We start from the raw sequence: 17752 nt of genomic DNA on the forward strand, positions 1-17752 counted from the left end.
TTAGCAAGGATACGCTGCCTGCGAAACAACCCGGGGTGAAACAGAGACCCATGGCCGCGCCGGCGACGATGCGGAGCGCAGCGATGTGGGGGTACCTCCCGCTTGCGGGGGAGAGGAGTGGCGCAGATGACTTTGTCGGAGGGGCATGCCGCGCCCGCGTCGACGGGCAACGGCGACGCCAGATTCGGCGAGGCGCCGCTCGCCCAGACCGTCGCCGCAGCTGCCGCCATGCGGCGCCTGAGCTCGCTGCTGGTCTCCCTCGAGCACCCGCACCGCGCGGTCGACGCCATGCTGCAGAAGTTCGCCGAATGGGAGGGCGAGCTGTCGGCCGCGGCGCCCGCGGACAACGCGCCGCGCATCGGCGAACTGCCCGACGATCCTCGCCGCGTCTACCTCAACCACGCAACCGACATCGGTGCGTACAACCCGTGCTTTCCCGAATACCGGTTCGACCGATTAGATGCCGAGAACGCAACGGGCAGTGTCGAGTTCCCGCTGGTCTACGAGGGGCCGCCGGGGCTGGTGCACGGCGGATTCGTGGGCGTGTTCTTCGACTGCGTCATACAGCACCACAACTGTGTCACCGGGATGTCCGGCAAGACCCGATCCCTGGTGGTGACCTTCCGCCGCCCGACGCCGGTGCTGACCGAGCTGCGATTCGACATCACCCGCTCCGAGGGTGAGCGCGGCATCACGTCGACCGGGCGGCTGTTTCTCGACGACGACGTCCTGTGTACCGGCGAGGTCAACACATTGGCGTCACGGCCCGAGAAGCTTGCCGGATCGCGATTCGGCAGGCGCCGAAAGGAGTCCGATACATGACCGCCTCGAGCAGCTCAGACGATCGGGTGCTCTTCGACGTCGATCCCGATCGGCACATCGCGACCATCACGCTGAACAATCCCAAGCAACGGAACTCGTATGACGCGTCGATGCGTGAGGCAGTCGCCCGTTGCCTGGACCGGGTGGCCGAGGACGACGACCTGACAGTGGTGTTACTGCGCGGTGCCGAGGGGGTGTTTTCCACCGGAGCCGACATGAACAACGCCTACGGCTGGTACGGCGCCTCGGCGCCACAGAGCCAGGTAGCCGCCGACGACCGGGCGGCCAACCGCCGCCCCAGCCAGCGCCGGCGACTTTCCGTGGACCGCAAGTCTTTTGGCTTCTATCACAATTTCATGGGCTTCCCGAAGGTGACGGTGGGGGAGATCGCCGGCTACGCCCTCGGCGGCGGCTTCGAGATGGCGTTGATGACCGACATCTCGGTCATCGCGCGCGACACCAAGATCGGCATGCCGGCAACCCGTTTCCTCGGACCCGCGCTCGGCAGCCTGCACATGTTCTTTCACCGGCTCGGGCCGGTGCTGGCCCGGCGCCTGCTGCTGACCGGCGACATCATCGAGGCGGCTGAGATCGAACACCTCGGAATCTTCACCGACACCTGCGCGCCCGGCGCGGTGACGGCTCGGGCACGCTATTGGGCCGAAAAGGCGGCGAAGATGCCCGCCGACGGGGTCGTGATCGCCAAGGAGGCATTCCGGCTCGTCGAACAGAGCCAGGCGTACCAGGGCGAAGAGGTCGCCAGCTATCTGTTCCACGCCTTCGGCACAAATCTGCAATTCGGGCCGGACGAATTCAACTTCATCAAAACCCGTGCGCAGCACGGCGCCAGGGAGGCTTTTCGGTTACGCGACGAGCACTTCCACGTACCGGAACCCGAAGGCTGAGAAGCCATTTCGAGCGGGGTTAGCGGACCGCCGCCGCCTTCGTCCGGCTCCGAGTGGTAGCCGACTTGGTCGGCTTGCGCTGTCGTGACGGCGCCGCCTTGCCACTTTTCGTTCCCTTTCGCTCTTCGATCAGCCGGCTGGCGTGGTCGAGAATGCAGGTCAGGCCGTACTCGAAATTGGTTTCATCGGGCGCGCCGATGCGGTGACCTATCCCGGTCACCTGAGCGAGGAGCGGGGTCTTCTCCGGGTCGATGGACACGGCGTCTTCGATGGCCCGGGGGCCGACGTCGGACGACTGGTTCTTTTCATAGAGCCGTTGCAGCACCACCGACCCGCGCACGTGAACCGAAATCGCCGAGTAGGTGTCGAACGCGTCCTCCGCCGACAGGCCGGCCTGCACCAGGTTGGAGATCGCCTTCTCCATCTCCTGAGCACCCATCCGCGCCGCCTTCGGGGAAAGGGCCGCCCGAATCAGAATCAGGTCGCACAGAATTGGGTTGCCCATGAACGTCTTACGCATCAATCGCGCGTGGTTGGCCAACGTCTCGCGCCAGTCGCTGGCCTCGACATAGGGAGTGGCGAAGACGTACTTACTCAGGGCGCGGTCGGTCATCGCGTTGAGGAGGTCGTCCTTCTTGCGGAAGTACCAGTAGATGCTCGTCACACCGACACCGAGATGTTTGCCGAGCAGCGGCATGCTCAGATTGTCGATCGACACCTGCTCCGCGAGTTCGAATGCGCCACTGATGATGTCATCGGGATTGATGGACCCGCGTTCGCGTCGCTGGCGCTTATCGGCGGTTGCCTGTCTTGCCACTACGGGCACCTCCATCAAAATCTGTTTCGTGCATGCGGTCTGGCAGCCGTGCTGCCGGTAATATCGAATTTACCGGCACTTCTTATCTGACCTGCGTATACGCCTTCGTGTCGCATTCTTCCTCTGCTACTGTAATACCTATCGTAGGCTTTTTGGTAAATCGGCTGGACAGGCGAAAATGACCAGACTAGAGCTACGGGTAAAGCGATGGATCTAGGGCTGGCGAATGCCACTGCGGTGGTAGTCGGCGGTAGCCGCGGGATGGGATTGGCCACGGCGCGCTGCTTTGCCGACGAAGGCGCCAGGGTGGCGGTCGTCGGGCGTAGCCGAGGCGCCCTCGATGCGGCGGTGACCGATCTCACCCGGCGCGGCAGCCCGGAGGCGGTCGGACTGGCCGCCGACATCCGGGACGACGATGCGGTCGGCGTGGTGTTCGGCGAGCTCGCGAAGCGATGGGACGGCGAACTCAACGCACTGGTCATCACGGTGGGGCCTGGCGCCGCGGGCACGTTCGAAGATCTGACCGACGACCAGTGGCGCGAGTCGGTCGAAGACGGCGTGCTGGGGATGGTGCGCTGCGTGCGTGCCGCGCTTCCGCTGTTGCGCAAGGCGCAATGGGCCCGGATCGTCACCTTCTCGGCGCACTCGACTCAGCGGCAAAGCGTCATGCTGCCGGCCTACACGGCGGCCAAGTCGATGCTGACGAGCGTTTCGAAGAACCTGTCGCTGCTGCTGGCCAAGGACGAGATCCTGGTGAACGTGGTATCGCCCGGCAGCATCGCGTCGGAATCCCTGGTCGGGTGGGCGAATTCGGTGGGGGTCGACGGCAACGACCCCTACGCTCTGATGGAGGCCATCGCCAAGCATTTCGGCCATCCTGCGCACATGCCGCGTGCGGGCCTGCCGGACGAAATCGGCCCGGTCGCCGCATTCCTGGCCTCGCGCCGCAACTCCTACATGACTGGAGCCAACATCAACGTCGATGGCGGCTCAGACTTCACCTGATCTTGGTTCAAGAAATCGATTGGCAGACAAGAGGAGTCGACCATGGCTACGGCAGCAGAGGCGCGTGCGTGGGCGCCCGGCGCGTTGCGGGGGATCGGTGATTCCCTTTACACCCCGTTCTGCGGCACCGACGGCGATGACATCGACTGGGACGCGTACCGGACGCTGGTGCGCTACTGCGTGGGCGATCTCGGGCATCCGATGTTGTGGTGCACCAGCGGAATTGCGGAGTTCTGGTCGCTGACCCTCGACGAGCGCAAACGCCTGCTGGAGGTGGCCGTCGACGAGGCGCGCAGCATCAATCCCGACGTGGTGGTACAGGCCTGCACGGCGGCCATGTCGGCCAAGGACTGTGTGGATTTGACGGTGCACGCCCAGGAGGCGGGCGCCGACATCGCCTACATCCAAACGCCGATGATGGAGGCACACGGCGGCGACGGCGTGCTGCGCTTCTTCGAATACGTGGCGGCGCGCACGAATATCGCGTTGGGCATGTTCAATTCGCCTTCGTCCGGCTATGTGTTGACACCGGCCGAAAGTGCCCGGATTTACCACGAGGTTCCCGCGGTGTGTGCCACCAAGGAGGGCGCCTTCCGGCCGGCGAGCAGCCGGATGCTGCATGAACTGGCGCCCGGTCTGGCGGTGTGGGAATGTGACAAGACGGTGTACCGGGCCGGGTGGCTGCGCGACGGAATCGTCTGCCCGGCGCAATTGGGCACCGCGGGTTACCTTTTCGAAACGCCCACGCGACGCCTGTTCTCCGAATACTGGGAGCTGGTGCGCAGCGACAAGCTCGTGGAGGCCATGGACTACGGCCGCGAGTCCGGCCTGGACCAGTTCGATCTCGACATCGGATCCTGGTGGACGTGCTACCCGGGGCGAGCGGATTACTTCACGCACTGGGGCGGCGCGTTCAAGTACGCCGCGTCGCTGCTTGGCCTGCCAATCGGGGCGTATCCGCACTCCCGTCCCCCGCAGGCCGAGCTGCCCGCCGCGGCGAAGGCCCAGATCGAGAACGCCTACCAGCGCCTGGGCCTTCTAGAAACCGTGTTGCAGTAGAGGGAATTACACAGCGAAGCGGGCCCGGTCGGCGACCGGGCCCGCTCCATTAGCTGGCCGTCTAGTTCTGCTCGGCCCGCTCACGCTCCTCGTAGGCCTTCGCCTTGCCGCGGGCCTTCTCAGCAGCGGCTTCCTTCTTGCCGGCGCTGCGCTGCGCGTCCGCCTTGTCCTGCTGAGCCTTGCCCTCGTCGATCAGGCCGTCGTTGCCGATGATGATCCCGATGACCTGCTTGGTCTTGCCCAGGGCATCTTCGACGATGCCTCGAACGAGCTCGATCGGACCGCTCTTGACGTCAACCATTGCATCTACCTCCCATTGTCGGCTGGCTTGTACTGGGTTTCCCGATCGCCCGACAGACGCAAACGTGGCTCCAACGTGTCCCACACCACAAGAATTAAGTCTTGCCACGTCGCGGCCGGTTTGTGGGAGGAAAAAGAGTTGTCGGCGTTCGGTTACGGCGCCGTCAAATTCGTTGTTCGGCGGGCCATCCATCCGTGGGTGGCTAAAGCGAAGGTTCGGCGCCCGAAAGCGCAGTTTAGCCGGGGTTTCACCCCCCGACGGCGCCGGTTGTGGAATGCGGTACCGATAGGTATACAGTATGGGTACAAACTCGCCTGTTGATCGGCTATGAGGGGACGGGTCCGATGAGCGCCGCCGACCATGTGGTCACCGATGAGGCGGTGCTGTATGAGACCACTGAAACCGGTGTTGCAACTCTGACGTTCAACCGCCCGGATCGACTCAACGCCTGGGGCCCCGACATCGCCGCCGGGTTCTATGCGGCGATCGACCGCGCCGAGCAGGACCCGGCCGTCCGGGCCATCATATTGACCGGACGGGGCCGGGGGTTTTGTGCCGGCGCGTATTTGGGCGCGCCGAGTTCGGCACCCAGCTACGGCGAGACGATGGAGAAGGCGGCGCAGACGAACCTGGCCGACCTGGTCGGGGAGCGCCCGCCCCATTTCGTCACGACGCTGCGCAAGCCCGTCATCGCGGCCATCAACGGTGCGTGCGTCGGCATCGGGTTGACCCAGGCGCTGATGTGCGATGTCCGGTTCGCGGCCGCCGGCGCGAAGTTCGGCGCCGTGTTCGCGCGCCGCGGTCTGATCGCGGAATTCGGGATTTCCTGGATACTGCCGCGGCTGACCAACTGGGGCGTGGCTCTCGATCTGTTGCTGAGCGGGCGGACCTTCCTCGCCGAGGAGGCGGCCGAGCTGGGCCTCGTGAAAGAGGTTGTCGCTCCGGACAGTCTGATGAAACGCGCCCTGGACTACGCCGAGGACATCGCCGCGAATTGCTCCCCGGCGTCGATGGCCGTGATCAAGAGGCAGGTCTACGGCGACGCGACCCGCGGCGTCGAACAGGCCAATTCGCTCGCCGAAGTTTTGTTGCACGAGGCCATGCCGCGCCCGGACGTGATCGAGGGCATCACGAGTTTTCTCGAAAAGCGGCCGCCGCAATTCCCGTCGCTCGATTCGACCGACGCTTAGTGTTCGCCGGTATGGCGGAAAGGATGATTATGGCCGACTTGGGTTACCAGGCGATCGACGTTGACAACCACTACTACGAGCCGCTGGACTCCTTCACCCGCCACCTGGACAAGAGGTTCAAACGGCGCGGCGTCCAGATGGTCAATGAGGGCAAGCGGACCTGGGCCGTGATCGGGGATCGCGTCAACCACTTCATCCCCAACCCCACTTTCGACCCGATCATCGTGCCGGGCTGCCTCGATCTGTTGTTCCGCGGCGAGATTCCCGAAGGCGTCGACCCGGCCTCGCTGATGAAGGTCGAACGGCTGGCGGACCATCCCGAGTATCAGAACCGCGACGCCAGGATCACGGTGATGGACACCCAGGACATCGAGACGGTGTTCATGCTGCCGACCTTCGGGTGCGGGGTCGAGGAGGCGCTCAAACACGACATCGAGGCGACGATGGCTTCGGTGCATGCGTTCAATCTGTGGCTCGACGAGGACTGGGGCTTCGCCCGGCCCGATCGCCGAATCATTGCCGCGCCGATCATTTCGCTGGCCGACCCGGCCAAGGCGGTCGAAGAGGTCGAGTTCGTGTTGGCGCGCGGCGCCAAGCTGGTGCTGGTTCGGCCGGCGCCGGTGCCCGGCCTGGTCAAACCCCGGTCGCTGGGTGATCCCAGCCATGACGCGGTGTGGGCCCGGCTGGCCGAGGCGGGGGTGCCGGTGGGATTCCACCTGTCCGACAGCGGTTATCTGCACATCGCGGCGGCGTGGGGCGGCAAGGCGACGTTCGAAGGCTTCGGTGCCAAGGATCCGCTGGATCAGGTGCTACTCGACGACCGGGCGATCCACGACACGATGGCCTCGATGATCGTGCACGGGGTGTTCACCCGTCATCCGACACTCAAGGCGGTCAGCATCGAGAACGGCTCCTACTTCGTGCACCGGCTGATCAAGCGCCTGAAGAAGGCGGCGAACACCCAGCCCCGGTTCTTCCCCGAAGACCCGGTGGAGCAGTTGCGCAACAACGTGTGGGTCGCCCCTTACTACGAGGACGACCTGGCGGAGCTGGCCGAGGCCATCGGCGTCGACAAGATTCTGTTCGGTTCCGACTGGCCGCACGGAGAGGGCCTCGAAGCGCCGGTATCGTTTGCCGAGGAGCTGAAAGGCTTCAGCGAGTCCGACGTTCGAAAGATTATGCGCGACAACGCGCTAGACCTCCTTGGCGTCCAAGTCGGCTCGGCTGCCTGATCGACTTGATTACCCAAGGCCGGCTACGCCCGTGAGCGAATGGACCATAGGGGCGGTTCTCGACGAAATCGCCGACGTCATCGGAGACCGGACGATGACGGTGTGCGGCAGCCGCCGCAGTACTTTCCGCGAGTCGGCAGAGCGCACCCGACGGCTGGCGAATTTCCTGGCAGGCCACGGGTTAGGTGCGCACCGGGAACGCGCATCTCTGCAGAACTGGGAATGCGGGCAGCACCGGGTCGCGCTGGTCATGCACAACGATCTGTACCCGGACATGGTCATCGGCTGCCTCAAGGCCCGCACCGTCCCGGTGAACATCAACTACAACTACACGCCGCGCGAGGTCGGCGAGCTGCTCGACTACGTGAAACCCCGAGCGGTCATCTACCACCGCGCCTTGGGCGCAAAATTCGCCGACGTGCTGACGCGCGTTGACGTGCTGGTGTCGGTCGACGACGGAAGCGACGTCCCGGAGTTACCCGGCGCGGCGTCGTTGGAAGACGCACTGGCGCAGGGGGATACCGACCATGGCGGGACACCGTCCCCGGACGACGTGCTGATGATCTGCACCGGCGGCACGACCGGCAGGCCCAAGGGCGTGCTGTGGCGACAGTCCGACATCTACGTGTCCTCGATGGTGGGGGCCGACCACGCCTGCGCCCGGGAGATCCACGACAAGGTGCGGGGCGACGCCGGTGCCCCGTGGTTCGCTGTCTCGCCGCTGATGCATGCGGCCGGCATGTGGACGGCGTTCGCGGCGATCATGGCGGGCACGCCCGTGGTGCTCTACGACACCTCGAAAAGACTTGACCCGCACGGCGTCTGGGAGACGGCCGAGCGTGAGAAGGTCGGCATGATGACCATGGTCGGGGACGCCTACGCCGCACCGCTGGTGGCGCAGTTGCAGGGTGGCTCCTACGAGCTGTCGTCGTTGTACGCCATCGGCACCGGCGGTGCCGCGACCAATCCGAAATATCAGCAGGCCTTGCTGGAACTGCTGCCCCACATCACCCTCATCAACGGTTACGGCTCATCGGAGACGGGGAACATGGGCTTCGGCCACAGCAGGCGAGGCACCCAGGCCGACACCTTCACACTGCGCGAGGGCGGGTTGGTGCTGTCCGAGGATTACAGCCACTTCCTTTCCCCCGGCGAGTCGGAGGTGGGCTGGGTCGCCCGGGCAGGACGAATACCGTTGGGATATTTCAACGATCCCGAAGCCACCCGCAAGACCTTCCCCGAGATCGACGGCAAGCGGGTGGTGATATCCGGTGACCGGGCCGGGCTGGAACCCGACGGGTCGTTGCGGTTGTACGGCCGCGACTCGCTGGTGGTCAACACCGGCGGCGAAAAGGTTTTCATCGAGGAGGTCGAAGAGGTGCTGCGCGCGCATCCGGCGATCGCCGACGCGCTGGTGGTCGGCCGGCCCAGCGAGCGGTGGGGCGAAGAACTCGTCGCCCTCGTCGAACTCCGTGATGGGGCCGCCGCGGCCGCCGAGGAGTTGCACACACTCTGCACGTCGCGACTGGCGCGGTTCAAGGCGCCCAAGGAGTTCCTCGTCGTCGAGCAGGTCCAGCGGTTGGGCAACGGCAAGGCCGATTACCGTTGGGCGAAACGTCACGCGACAGCAAGGGCGCCGATGTCGACATGAAAGCTATCGATTGCCTGGTCAACGTGCACTTCGGCGAGACCGAGCAGCAGCCGACCTGGATGCTCAAGGTGCGTGACGACTACTTCAAGGGCCCGGAGTCCATGTTCGCCCCGGTCGAGTTGTCGAAGTTGCTCGAGGAGATGGACGCCCGAGGTGTGCGCAAGGCGATCTTGATGGACAACCTGGCCAAGCCGTCGGTGACCGCGCGCAAATTCGTCGAGGAGAAGCCGAATCGTTTCGCCCTGGCGATGGGCGGGGCGAACCTGCTGCGCCCGATGCCGTCCCTGCGCGAACTATCGGCCGTCGTCAAAGACCTGCCTGTCGCCTATGCCGCTGTGGGACCGAGCTTTTGGGGCGATGGTCAGTACCCGCCCAGCGACGCCGTCTATTACCCGCTGTACACCAAGTGCGCCGAGCTCGAGCTGCCGCTGTGTATCAACACCGGCATCCCCGGGCCTCCCATCCCCGGCGAGGTGCAGAATCCGATCCATCTGGACCGGGTCTGCGTGCGATTCCCGGAATTGAAGCTGTGCATGATTCACGGCGCGGACCCGTGGTGGGACGTCGCGATCAGGCTGTTGATCAAATACGAAAACCTGCGGTTGATGACGTCGGCGTGGTCGCCGAAGCGGTTGCCGGACAGCCTGTTGCACTACATGCGGACCCGCGGGCCGAACAAGGTCATCTTTGCTTCCGACTGGCCGGTGCTGAAAATGCACCGCGTCGTTCCCGAAGCTGCCGCGCTCGACTTGCCCGCCGACGTGCTCGACAACTATCTCTACAACAATGCCCAAGAATTCTTCTTCGGTGGCCAGGAGGAAGGCTGAGGATGGACCGCTATGAACTACGCAGGCTCGACTACAGCCTGACGTCGGATCACGAGGCGCTGCAGGCCGCCTACCGCGATTTCTTCAAGACGCATTGTTCGATCGAAACCGTGCGCGCCGCCGAGGAAACCGGCTTCGACAAGAACCTGTGGGAACGGTTGTGCGCCATGGGTGCAACGACGATGGCCGTCCCGGAATCCGCGGGCGGAGACGGTGCGACGATGGTCGACCTGACGCTGGTGGCCGAGGAGATCGGGCGGTCGCTGGCGCCGGTACCGTGGATCGACCAGGTCTGCACCGCACGGCTGCTGGCGCGGCTCGGCGCGGCCGAACCCGACGTCGTCCACGGCAAGCGACTCGCCGCATTCGATCCGCAGCACGACAGCGCGGCCGGTGCCCGGCTCCTGCCCACCGGGTCGATTGCCGACCAGATCATCGTTCGCGACGGCGACGACGTCGTCGCGCTGACCTTCGGAACGCGCCCGACCAAGGTGGACAACATCGGCCGGTTGCCGATGGCCTGGGTGGACCCCGCGACCGCCGACACCCGCACCGTGCTGGCCAGCGGATCCGGCGCATTGGCGCAATATCAACGGGCGCTGGATGAGTGGCGCGTGCTGAGCGCCTCGGCGCTGGTGGGCCTGGTGGAGGAGACCATGACCATCGCGGCCGAGTTCGCCAAGTCCCGCTACACGCTGGGTGTGCCGATCTCGACGCTGCAGGGCATCTCTCATCCGCTGGCCAACATCGCGATCACCGTGCAGGGCGGCCGCAACCTGGCGCGGCGCGCGGCCTGGTTTTTGGACAACGAGCCGCAGGAGCGACCGGAGCTGGCGCCCTCGGCGTTCGTGTTCATGGCTGAGGAGGCGGCGAAGGCCGCGACCATGGCGGTGCATATCCAAGGCGGACTCGGTGTTTCGGCGGAGGCCGCCGCGACCGCGTATCTGGTGCGCGCCCGCGGTTGGGCACTGGCCGGTGATGATCCCGGCGCCAGCGCCAAGTACATCGGCGAGCTGGTCGCCGCCCGCGAAAGTGGAAGGGGCGCCTAAGTGGACTTCTCACGGGTCACGCTGTCCGACGACGATCAGCGCTTCCTCTCCGAAGCGCGCGATTTCCTGCGCACGCATGTGACGGAAGACGTCAAGCGCCGGGACCGGGAGACGGGTGACAACTTCGACGAAGCGGTGCATCTGGCGTTGGGTGCCGCCGGTTACCTTGAGCGCGAATGGAAGCCTGAGGCCGACGGCGGCTTCAGCCGGCTGCGTCGCCGCATCTGGGAGCTGGAGAAGCGGCGCGCACACGTACCCTGGGTGACCTGGGGTACCACCGCCATGGTGGCCCGTTCGGTGGCGAGATTCGGCTCGGCCGAGTTGCGGGACGAAGTGCTGCCGGGCGTTTTCAGCGGGCACGTCCGGCTGTGCCTGGGCTACACCGAACCCGAAGGCGGGTCCGACATCGCCACCTGCAAGACCCGCGCGGTGCGGGAAGCGGATGGGTCGAGCTGGGTAATCAACGGTTCCAAGATGTTCACCACCGGAGCGCACAACTGCCAGTACGTCTTCCTCATCACCAACACCGACCCGGACGCCCAGAAGCACAAGAGCCTGACCATGTTCCTGGTCCCGCTGGACTCCCCGGGCATCGAGATCCAGGGCATCCGCACCGTCGACGGTGACCGCACCAACATCGTTTACTACAGCGACGTTCGCGTCGACGACAAGTACCGCCTGGGTGACGTGAATGCGGGCTGGACGGTGCTGCGTGAACCCCTCAACACCGAGCACGGCGCGGTGGTCGCCGCCCCGGACGGGCTGCAGGACGTGTCGATCATGATGCACCAGGCCGGTTTCATGGCCGATGCCCTGGACAAGGCCGCGGCCAGAGTCGCGGAGCGGGATCCAAACGGGCGCAGGCTGATTGACGACACGGCGGTGGCATATCGCCTGGGGCGCAGCGCCGCGCGGATGGAGGCGTCGCTGAGCGCCCCCAGCATCTTCGGGCGCGTCGCCCTGGCGCAGACGATGCGTGACATCTCCCCGGACCTGATGGACATCCTCGGCACCGCGGCCACGCTGCCCTTCGGCACCGACGGTGCCGCCGACAACGGGGCCGCGGAGTACGTGTACCGGTTCGCCCCGCTGGTCGGGATCTATGGCGGCACACTCGAGGTGTTTCGCAACATGATCGCGCAGTACGTGCTGGGCCTGGGCAAGCCCGCGTACGCGCCGGTCGCGCAGAAAGCGTCCTAGCGCGGGGGAGCGCATGCCGGCGCAGGCGTGTTCGGGTCGGCCGGCGAACACGAGTGTGAATCCATGGCTTTCGGTGTGAGCTGACGGCGGGGTTCGTCGGCGTGTCGTCGCCCAGGAATCACACTGAAAGCCAAGGGTTCACACTCGACGCAACTCAGGTCGTGAGGATGGTCGCCGCGGCGGTGCCCGGTGCGCCGTACAGCTGGGTGAATCCCACCTTCGGGCTCCCGGGCACCTGCCGCTCGCCCGCTTCACCGCGGAGTTGGCGCACGATCTCGTGGATCTGCCGCAGGCCGGAGGCGCCGATGGGCTCGCCATTGGCGATCAGCCCGCCGTCGGTGTTGACCGGCATCGCGCCGTTGATCTCGGTGGCGCCGTCGGCCAGTAGCTTCTCCTGATCGCCGTGCTCGCAGAACCCGCACTCGGCCATGTGGATGATCTCGGCACCGGCGTCGGTGTCCTGCAACTGGATCACGTCGACATCGTCGGGCGCGACGCCGGCCTTCTCGAACGCGGTCCGCGCGGCGTAAACCGTTGGGGCCATGTCTTCTTCGACCGGCGCGCAGGTGGTGTTGACCTCGTAGGCCCCGTAGCGGCGGGTACGCACCTCCACCGCCCGCAGATAGACGGGCTTGGAGGTATAGCGGTGCGCGATGTCCGCTCGGCACATGATCACCGCGGCAGCGCCTTCGTCGGGCGCGCAGAACATGTATTGGGTCAGCGGATAATTCAGCATCGTCGAGTTCAGGATGTCTTCTTCGGAGATCGGCTTGCGGCGAAATGCGTTGGGGTTGATGGCCCCGTTGCGGAAGTTTTTGGCGGCGACCTTGGCCAGGGTCTGCTGGGAGATGCCGTGATCGTGGAGGTAGCGGTTGGCCTTCATGCCGAAGAACTGGGTCGTCAGATATTGCCCGTTCTCGGCGTACCACCGCGGCATTCCGACCAGCGCGGGGTCCTCGGTGAATGCGCCGCGCGGGTGTTTGTCCAGTCCGATGGCGATCCCGATGTCGTAGTCGCCCAGCCGGATGCCGTCGGCGCATGCCTTGGCGGCGCTGGCGGCGGTCGCGCATGCGTTGAACACGTTGGTGAACGGGATGCCGGTCAGGCCGACCATGCCGACGATCGCGTCCGGGTTGGCCACCGTCCAGCTCCCGCCGGTGGCGAACTGGACGTCCCGCCAACCGATACCGGCGTCGGCGACCGCGGCGAGAATGGCGTCGACGCCCATCTGCATCGCCGACTTGCCCTCGAAGCGCCCGAACGGGTGTAAACCCACGCCGATGATGGCCACATCGTTATTGGGGGTCACGCAATGGCTCCCGCATCCTTGAGTTGCTCGATCCGGTCCCAGTCCATGCCGAGCTCCATCAGGACCAGCTCGGTGTGCTCGCTGGCCTGCGGCGCCCGCGTCGTGGTCAACGGTTCGTGGTTGAACTGAACGGGGCCGCGGACCACGCGGAACGGCTTGCCACCGCCGGCGAGCTCGACCTCGGCGATCATGTCGTTGGCGATCGCCTGCTCGTCGTGCACCAGGTCGATGAGGCTCTGGAACGGCGCCCACTGACCCTTCATGGTCTTGAGGTGCTGTCGCCAGTAGTCAAAAGGCTTGCCGGCAAAAGCCTTTGAAATCAAATCGGCGGCGGCGTCGGCGTTCTGGATCAACGGGAGCACGTCGGAAAAGCGGGGATCGTCGGCCGCCTCGGGAATGCCCAGGTGTTCGAACGTGTCGCGGATCAGCCCGGTCGGGCTGATGATGCACAGGTTGATGGTGCCGCCGTCGGAGGTTTCGTAGTTGCCCATGAACGGATTCACCGAGGGCGCACCCGAACCCGGCATGGGCGTGCGCATGACCTCGCCGGTCTCCATGCCCTGCGTTACGCTGGCGCCCGCCGCCCACCAGGCCGTGCTCAGCAGCGACACGTCCAGTTCGACGGCCTCGCCGGTGCGCTCGCGATGCAGCAGCGCGGCCGAGATGCCGCCGGCGATGAACATGCCGCCGATCGAATCGCCGAATGCGGGAATGCCTTGCCCCAGTGCGCCGCCCAGCTCCTCGGGGGTCAGGGCGTACCCGATGCCGCTGCGCGTCCAGAACGCCGTGCCGTCATAGCCGCCGGTGTCACGCTCGGCCCCTTTGTCGCCGTAGGCCGAGCCGCGCGCGTACACGATGTTCGGGTTCACCGCGCGAATGTGCTCCACGTCGAACTTGTGCTTCTGGCGCTGCGCGGGCATGTAGTTGGTGAGGAACACATCCGCGGTCTTGGCCAGCTCGTAGATCACTTCCTGCCCGCCCGGCGTGGAGACGTCGATCCCGACGCTGCGTTTGCCGCGGTTGGGATGTTCCATCAGCGGGTGTCGTTCCGGATCGACTTGAATGCCACCCATATTCAGGAAACCGCGCTGGGTGTCGCCGCGCGCCGGGTGTTCGACTTTGATGACGTCCGCTCCCCAGTCGGCCAGGATGGCTCCCGCCGCAGGAACGAAGGTGAACTGCGCAAGTTCCAGGACCCGAAAGCCCGTCATGACTTTGACCATTTCGCCGACCCTACTTCGCGTCGAACGTCACCGGAAGCGCATTCGGCGACCGGAACGGCTGACCGTGGATGTGTGGGTCATCGTCGGTCAGCAAGGTGACATTGGTCAGCCGGTCCAGTAGGCATTCCATCGCGACGCGCGTTTCCAGCCGCGCCAGATGCAGACCCAGGCAGGTGTGCTCACCGGCGGCGAACGAGATGTGGGGCACGTGCTTGCGGAAGATGTCGAACCCTTCGGAGCGTTCCCAGCGTCGTTCGTCGCGGTTCGCCGAACCGATGCACACTCCGATCACCGAACGAGCCGGAATCTTCACACCTTCCACCTGGGTGTCTTCGGTCGTGAAGCGTTGCACGACGGTCAGCGGTGTCTCGTAGCGCAGCCCTTCCTCGATGGCCGGCGCCAGCAACTCGCGGTCGGCCTGCACCGCGGCGAACTGCTCCGGATGGGTGAGCAACAGATACAGCAGGTTTCCCGACGAGCGGTAGGTGGTCTCCAGGCCGGCGGGCAGCAGCAACCGCAGGAACGAGTAAATGGCTTCGTCGGTGAGCTTTTCGCCGTCGATCTCCGCGGTGACCAGGTCGCCGATGATGTCCTCGGTGGGCTTGGACCTGCGCTGTTCGATCTGTTCGAGGAAATAGTCCTTGAGCGCGGTCGACGCCTCGAAGGCGCCTTCGTAGTTGACGTGGTAGCTGATCAATTGGACGGCGCGCTTGCGGAACATCGGCAGGTCGTCGGCCGGCAGTCCCAGCAGCCTGGAGATGACGCGGGTGGGGAACTCGAAGGTGAAGTCCCGGATCAGGTCGGCGCGCCCGGTCTCGATGAACTCGTCGATCAGGCCATTGCAGATCGGCCGCACGATGGTGGGCTCCCAGCGGGCCAGCGCTTTGGACTTGAACGCCGCGGAGACCAGGTTGCGGTGCTCGCGGTGCTTCTTGCCCTCCATCGCCAGAATCGTCGGCCCCATGAACAGGCCGATGGTCTTGTCGTACGGCTTGGAACTGAACACCCGGCCGTCCCTGAACACCGTGTTGACCGCGTCGAACGACATCGCCGAGAACTCCTGCTTGGGCAGCAGGGACTCCGGCGTCTTGGAGTAGTCCATCACCGTGCCCGCGAACACGCCGGCCTCCCGCCGCTTGCGGGCAAAGAACGGGTAGGGGTCACGCAGGCTGACGGTCTCGTCGCCGGCACCGGCGGCGGTGTGAACGTTGGTCGTCACCTGATCTCCAGCATCTTGATCCCAGCACGATCGAACACTTACTTCGTAAGATCGTACTGTAATTATTACAGTAGGCAATATGGGCATGACCACGCGAGACAGCTCGCCGGTGCGGACACCGAAGGTGATTCATGAGCACACTCCCGAACGCGGCGCCGCCGTTCGGCCGGTCATTGTGGCTGGGCGCCGACGTGATGATGCGAATAGCGAAGGCCCGCAACGGCCGCCGGCTCAGCGCGAGTCGGTCAGTTTCCCGGCCGTAGCCAACCGGCCCGCGTACCCGGTCAGCCGCTGACCGCCTGCTCGCGCGCCCACCGGTAGTCGGCCTTACCCGACGGACTCCGCTCGATGATCGAACGGAACACGATCGCTTTGGGCAGTTTGTAGCGCGCCAGGGTCTGCGCGGCGTGCGCCACCAGTTCTTCGGACTCGGCGCCGGCTCCCGGTGCGAGCGCCACCACGGCGACGACCTCCTGGCCCCACCGCTCGCTCGGCCGACCGGCGACCACCACGTCGGCCACCGCGGGATGCGACGCGAGGGCCGTCTCGACCTCCTCGACGAAGATCTTCTCGCCGCCGGAGTTGATGGTCACCGAATCCCGGCCCAGCAATTCGATGGAGCCGTCGGCGCCGTGGCGCGCGCGGTCACCGGGGACGGCGTACCGGACGCCGTCGATCACCGGAAATGTCTTGGCCGTCTTGGCCGCATCGCCCTTGTAGCCGAGCGGAACGTAGCCTCGCTGCGCCAGCCAGCCCATCCCCTCGTGGCCCGGCTCCAGGATTGCCGTCAAGTCCTCGGCCGCCACGAAGGTGTCCGGCCCGGCGTTGAACGTGCCGGTGGCCACCGCTCCCGACGTCGACATGTGGTGCATCTGCGCCCCGGTCTCCGACGAGCCGACGCCATCGACCACAACGGCGTTCGGCAGCGCTTCTATCAAGCGTTGCTTGACGTACGGGGTCAGCAGCGCACCGCCGTTGGCGACGACCGCCAGCGACGACACGTCGGCGATCCCCTTCTCGATCGCGGCGACCAAGGGGCGCGCCATCGCATCGCCCACCACGGTGACCACCATGACTCTTTCCCGCTCGATGGTGCGCACCACGTCGTCGGCGTCCAGGTGATCGACCACCGTCGGAAAGACGACGGACTGCCCCGTCGTGATCGCGGTCATCACACTCCACTGGGCGGCGCCATGGATCAGCGGGGGCAGAATCATCAGCTTGGTGCCCGGGCCCGACGCGGCGCGTTCGACGATCTCCTCAAGGGAGCTGGACGGCTCGCCGGTCATCAGATTCCGGCCGCCAAAGGACGTCATGAATATGTCGTGCTGGCGCCACAACACGCCCTTCGGCATGCCCGTCGTGCCACCGGTGTACAGCACGTACAAGTCGTCGGCGGAGTGCTGAACCGGCGGCGGCTCCGGGGACACCGACGCCAGGGCGGCCTCGTAATCGACTGCGCCGTCAAGCAAGTCGTTGCCCGAGTCGTCGGCGATCTGGATGAGCACGCGTAGCTGTGGCAGATCCGGCAGGATCTCGGCCACCCGCGGCGCGAACGCGGCGTGGTAGAGCAGCGCGGTCGCCCCGGCATCCGCCAGCAGGTATTGCAGCTCGCTCTTCACGTAGCGGAAGTTGACGTTGAAGGGGGCGACCCGCGCCTCGAAGCTGCCCAGCAACGCTTCGACGAATTCGTTCCCGTTGTAGGCGTACAGTCCCAGCAGGTCTTGGCCTACCTCGTGGCCGCCCAGCGCCGAGCGCTCGGTGTGGCAACCCAATCCCTGCGCGTGCAGGTACGCGGCCAACCGGTTGGAGCGCTCGATCACCTGCCGGTAGGTGAGGCGCTGGTCCCCCTGGATGAGCAGCTCCCGATCGGGGATCGCGGCGGCGAGGGCCTTCGCGACGGCCGGAACCGTGAATGTTGTTGTGGTGTCGGACATCGTGCC

General features: G+C 65.6%; 16 protein-coding genes. 10 read left to right on the forward strand and 6 right to left on the reverse strand.

Features of this window, described 5'->3' with window-relative positions; all coding sequences use genetic code 11:
- Nucleotides 1-126 precede the first annotated feature (126 nt).
- Both MTY59_RS16665 and MTY59_RS16670 read left to right on the forward strand, forming a co-directional pair.
- On the forward strand, nt 127-822 hold the full coding sequence (locus MTY59_RS16665) for a hotdog family protein (RefSeq protein WP_221042129.1): 696 nt from the start codon (nt 127-129) through the stop codon (nt 820-822).
- On the forward strand, nt 819-1727 hold the full coding sequence (locus MTY59_RS16670; protein ID WP_221042130.1) for an enoyl-CoA hydratase/isomerase family protein: 909 nt from the start codon (nt 819-821) through the stop codon (nt 1725-1727). The genes MTY59_RS16665 and MTY59_RS16670 overlap by 4 nt, the downstream gene beginning before the upstream one ends.
- A 19-nt stretch (nt 1728-1746) precedes the next feature.
- Here MTY59_RS16670 and MTY59_RS16675 read toward each other — a convergent pair whose 3' ends face one another.
- A complete protein-coding gene (locus tag MTY59_RS16675; protein ID WP_221042131.1) occupies nt 1747-2559 on the reverse strand; it encodes a TetR/AcrR family transcriptional regulator in 813 nt (270 codons plus the stop codon).
- 192 nt (nt 2560-2751) lie between these two features.
- Between MTY59_RS16675 and MTY59_RS16680 the strand changes: the two genes are divergently transcribed.
- Nucleotides 2752-3549, forward strand: a complete 798-nt coding sequence (locus MTY59_RS16680) for an SDR family NAD(P)-dependent oxidoreductase (protein ID WP_221042132.1) — start codon at nt 2752-2754, stop codon at nt 3547-3549.
- Between the two features lie 42 nt (nt 3550-3591).
- On the forward strand, nt 3592-4608 hold the full coding sequence (locus MTY59_RS16685) for a dihydrodipicolinate synthase family protein (RefSeq protein WP_221042133.1): 1017 nt from the start codon (nt 3592-3594) through the stop codon (nt 4606-4608).
- A gap of 61 nt (nt 4609-4669) precedes the next feature.
- On the opposite strand, the gene mbp1 is transcribed toward MTY59_RS16685, so the two are convergent.
- Entirely contained in the window at nt 4670-4909 is a 240-nt protein-coding gene (gene mbp1, locus MTY59_RS16690; protein WP_221042134.1) for a microaggregate-binding protein 1, read from the reverse strand.
- Nucleotides 4910-5253: 344 nt separating this feature from the next.
- Between mbp1 and MTY59_RS16695 the strand changes: the two genes are divergently transcribed.
- From MTY59_RS16695 to MTY59_RS16720, 6 genes are read left to right on the forward strand one after another with little or no spacing between them, the layout of a single operon-like run.
- Nucleotides 5254-6099, forward strand: coding sequence for an enoyl-CoA hydratase (locus MTY59_RS16695; RefSeq protein ID WP_221042135.1), 846 nt, complete (start codon nt 5254-5256; stop codon nt 6097-6099).
- A 29-nt stretch (nt 6100-6128) separates the two neighbouring features.
- On the forward strand, nt 6129-7331 hold the full coding sequence (locus MTY59_RS16700) for an amidohydrolase family protein (RefSeq protein ID WP_221042136.1): 1203 nt from the start codon (nt 6129-6131) through the stop codon (nt 7329-7331).
- 31 nt (nt 7332-7362) lie between these two features.
- Nucleotides 7363-8982, forward strand: a complete 1620-nt coding sequence (locus tag MTY59_RS16705) for an acyl-CoA synthetase (protein WP_221042137.1) — start codon at nt 7363-7365, stop codon at nt 8980-8982.
- Nucleotides 8979-9809: an amidohydrolase family protein gene (locus MTY59_RS16710; RefSeq protein ID WP_221042138.1), complete on the forward strand. Its 831-nt coding sequence runs from the start codon at nt 8979-8981 to the stop codon at nt 9807-9809. Before MTY59_RS16705 ends, MTY59_RS16710 begins: the two co-directional genes overlap by 4 nt.
- 2 nt (nt 9810-9811) lie before the next feature.
- The gene (locus tag MTY59_RS16715) at nt 9812-10858 is read left to right on the forward strand and encodes an acyl-CoA dehydrogenase family protein (RefSeq protein ID WP_221042139.1); all 1047 of its coding nucleotides are present in this window, start codon (nt 9812-9814) and stop codon (nt 10856-10858) included.
- Entirely contained in the window at nt 10859-12058 is a 1200-nt protein-coding gene (locus MTY59_RS16720) for an acyl-CoA dehydrogenase family protein (RefSeq protein WP_221042140.1), read from the forward strand.
- Nucleotides 12059-12212: 154 nt separating this feature from the next.
- Here MTY59_RS16720 and MTY59_RS16725 read toward each other — a convergent pair whose 3' ends face one another.
- The 4 genes from MTY59_RS16725 to MTY59_RS16740 form a co-directional block, all read right to left on the reverse strand.
- Nucleotides 12213-13367 carry a thiolase family protein gene (locus tag MTY59_RS16725; protein WP_221042141.1) on the reverse strand — a complete coding sequence of 385 codons (1155 nt, stop codon included), beginning with the start codon at nt 13365-13367 and terminating at the stop codon, nt 12213-12215.
- A complete protein-coding gene (locus MTY59_RS16730; protein WP_221046481.1) occupies nt 13364-14578 on the reverse strand; it encodes a CaiB/BaiF CoA transferase family protein in 1215 nt (404 codons plus the stop codon). Before MTY59_RS16730 ends, MTY59_RS16725 begins: the two co-directional genes overlap by 4 nt.
- 22 nt (nt 14579-14600) lie before the next feature.
- A complete protein-coding gene (locus MTY59_RS16735; RefSeq protein ID WP_221042142.1) occupies nt 14601-15809 on the reverse strand; it encodes a cytochrome P450 in 1209 nt (402 codons plus the stop codon).
- A gap of 284 nt (nt 15810-16093) precedes the next feature.
- The gene (locus tag MTY59_RS16740) at nt 16094-17746 is read right to left on the reverse strand and encodes an acyl-CoA synthetase (protein ID WP_221042143.1); all 1653 of its coding nucleotides are present in this window, start codon (nt 17744-17746) and stop codon (nt 16094-16096) included.
- Between the last annotated feature and the right edge of the window lie 6 nt (nt 17747-17752).

The organism is Mycobacterium senriense, from assembly GCF_019668465.1.
GTDB lineage: Bacteria > Actinomycetota > Actinomycetes > Mycobacteriales > Mycobacteriaceae > Mycobacterium > Mycobacterium senriense.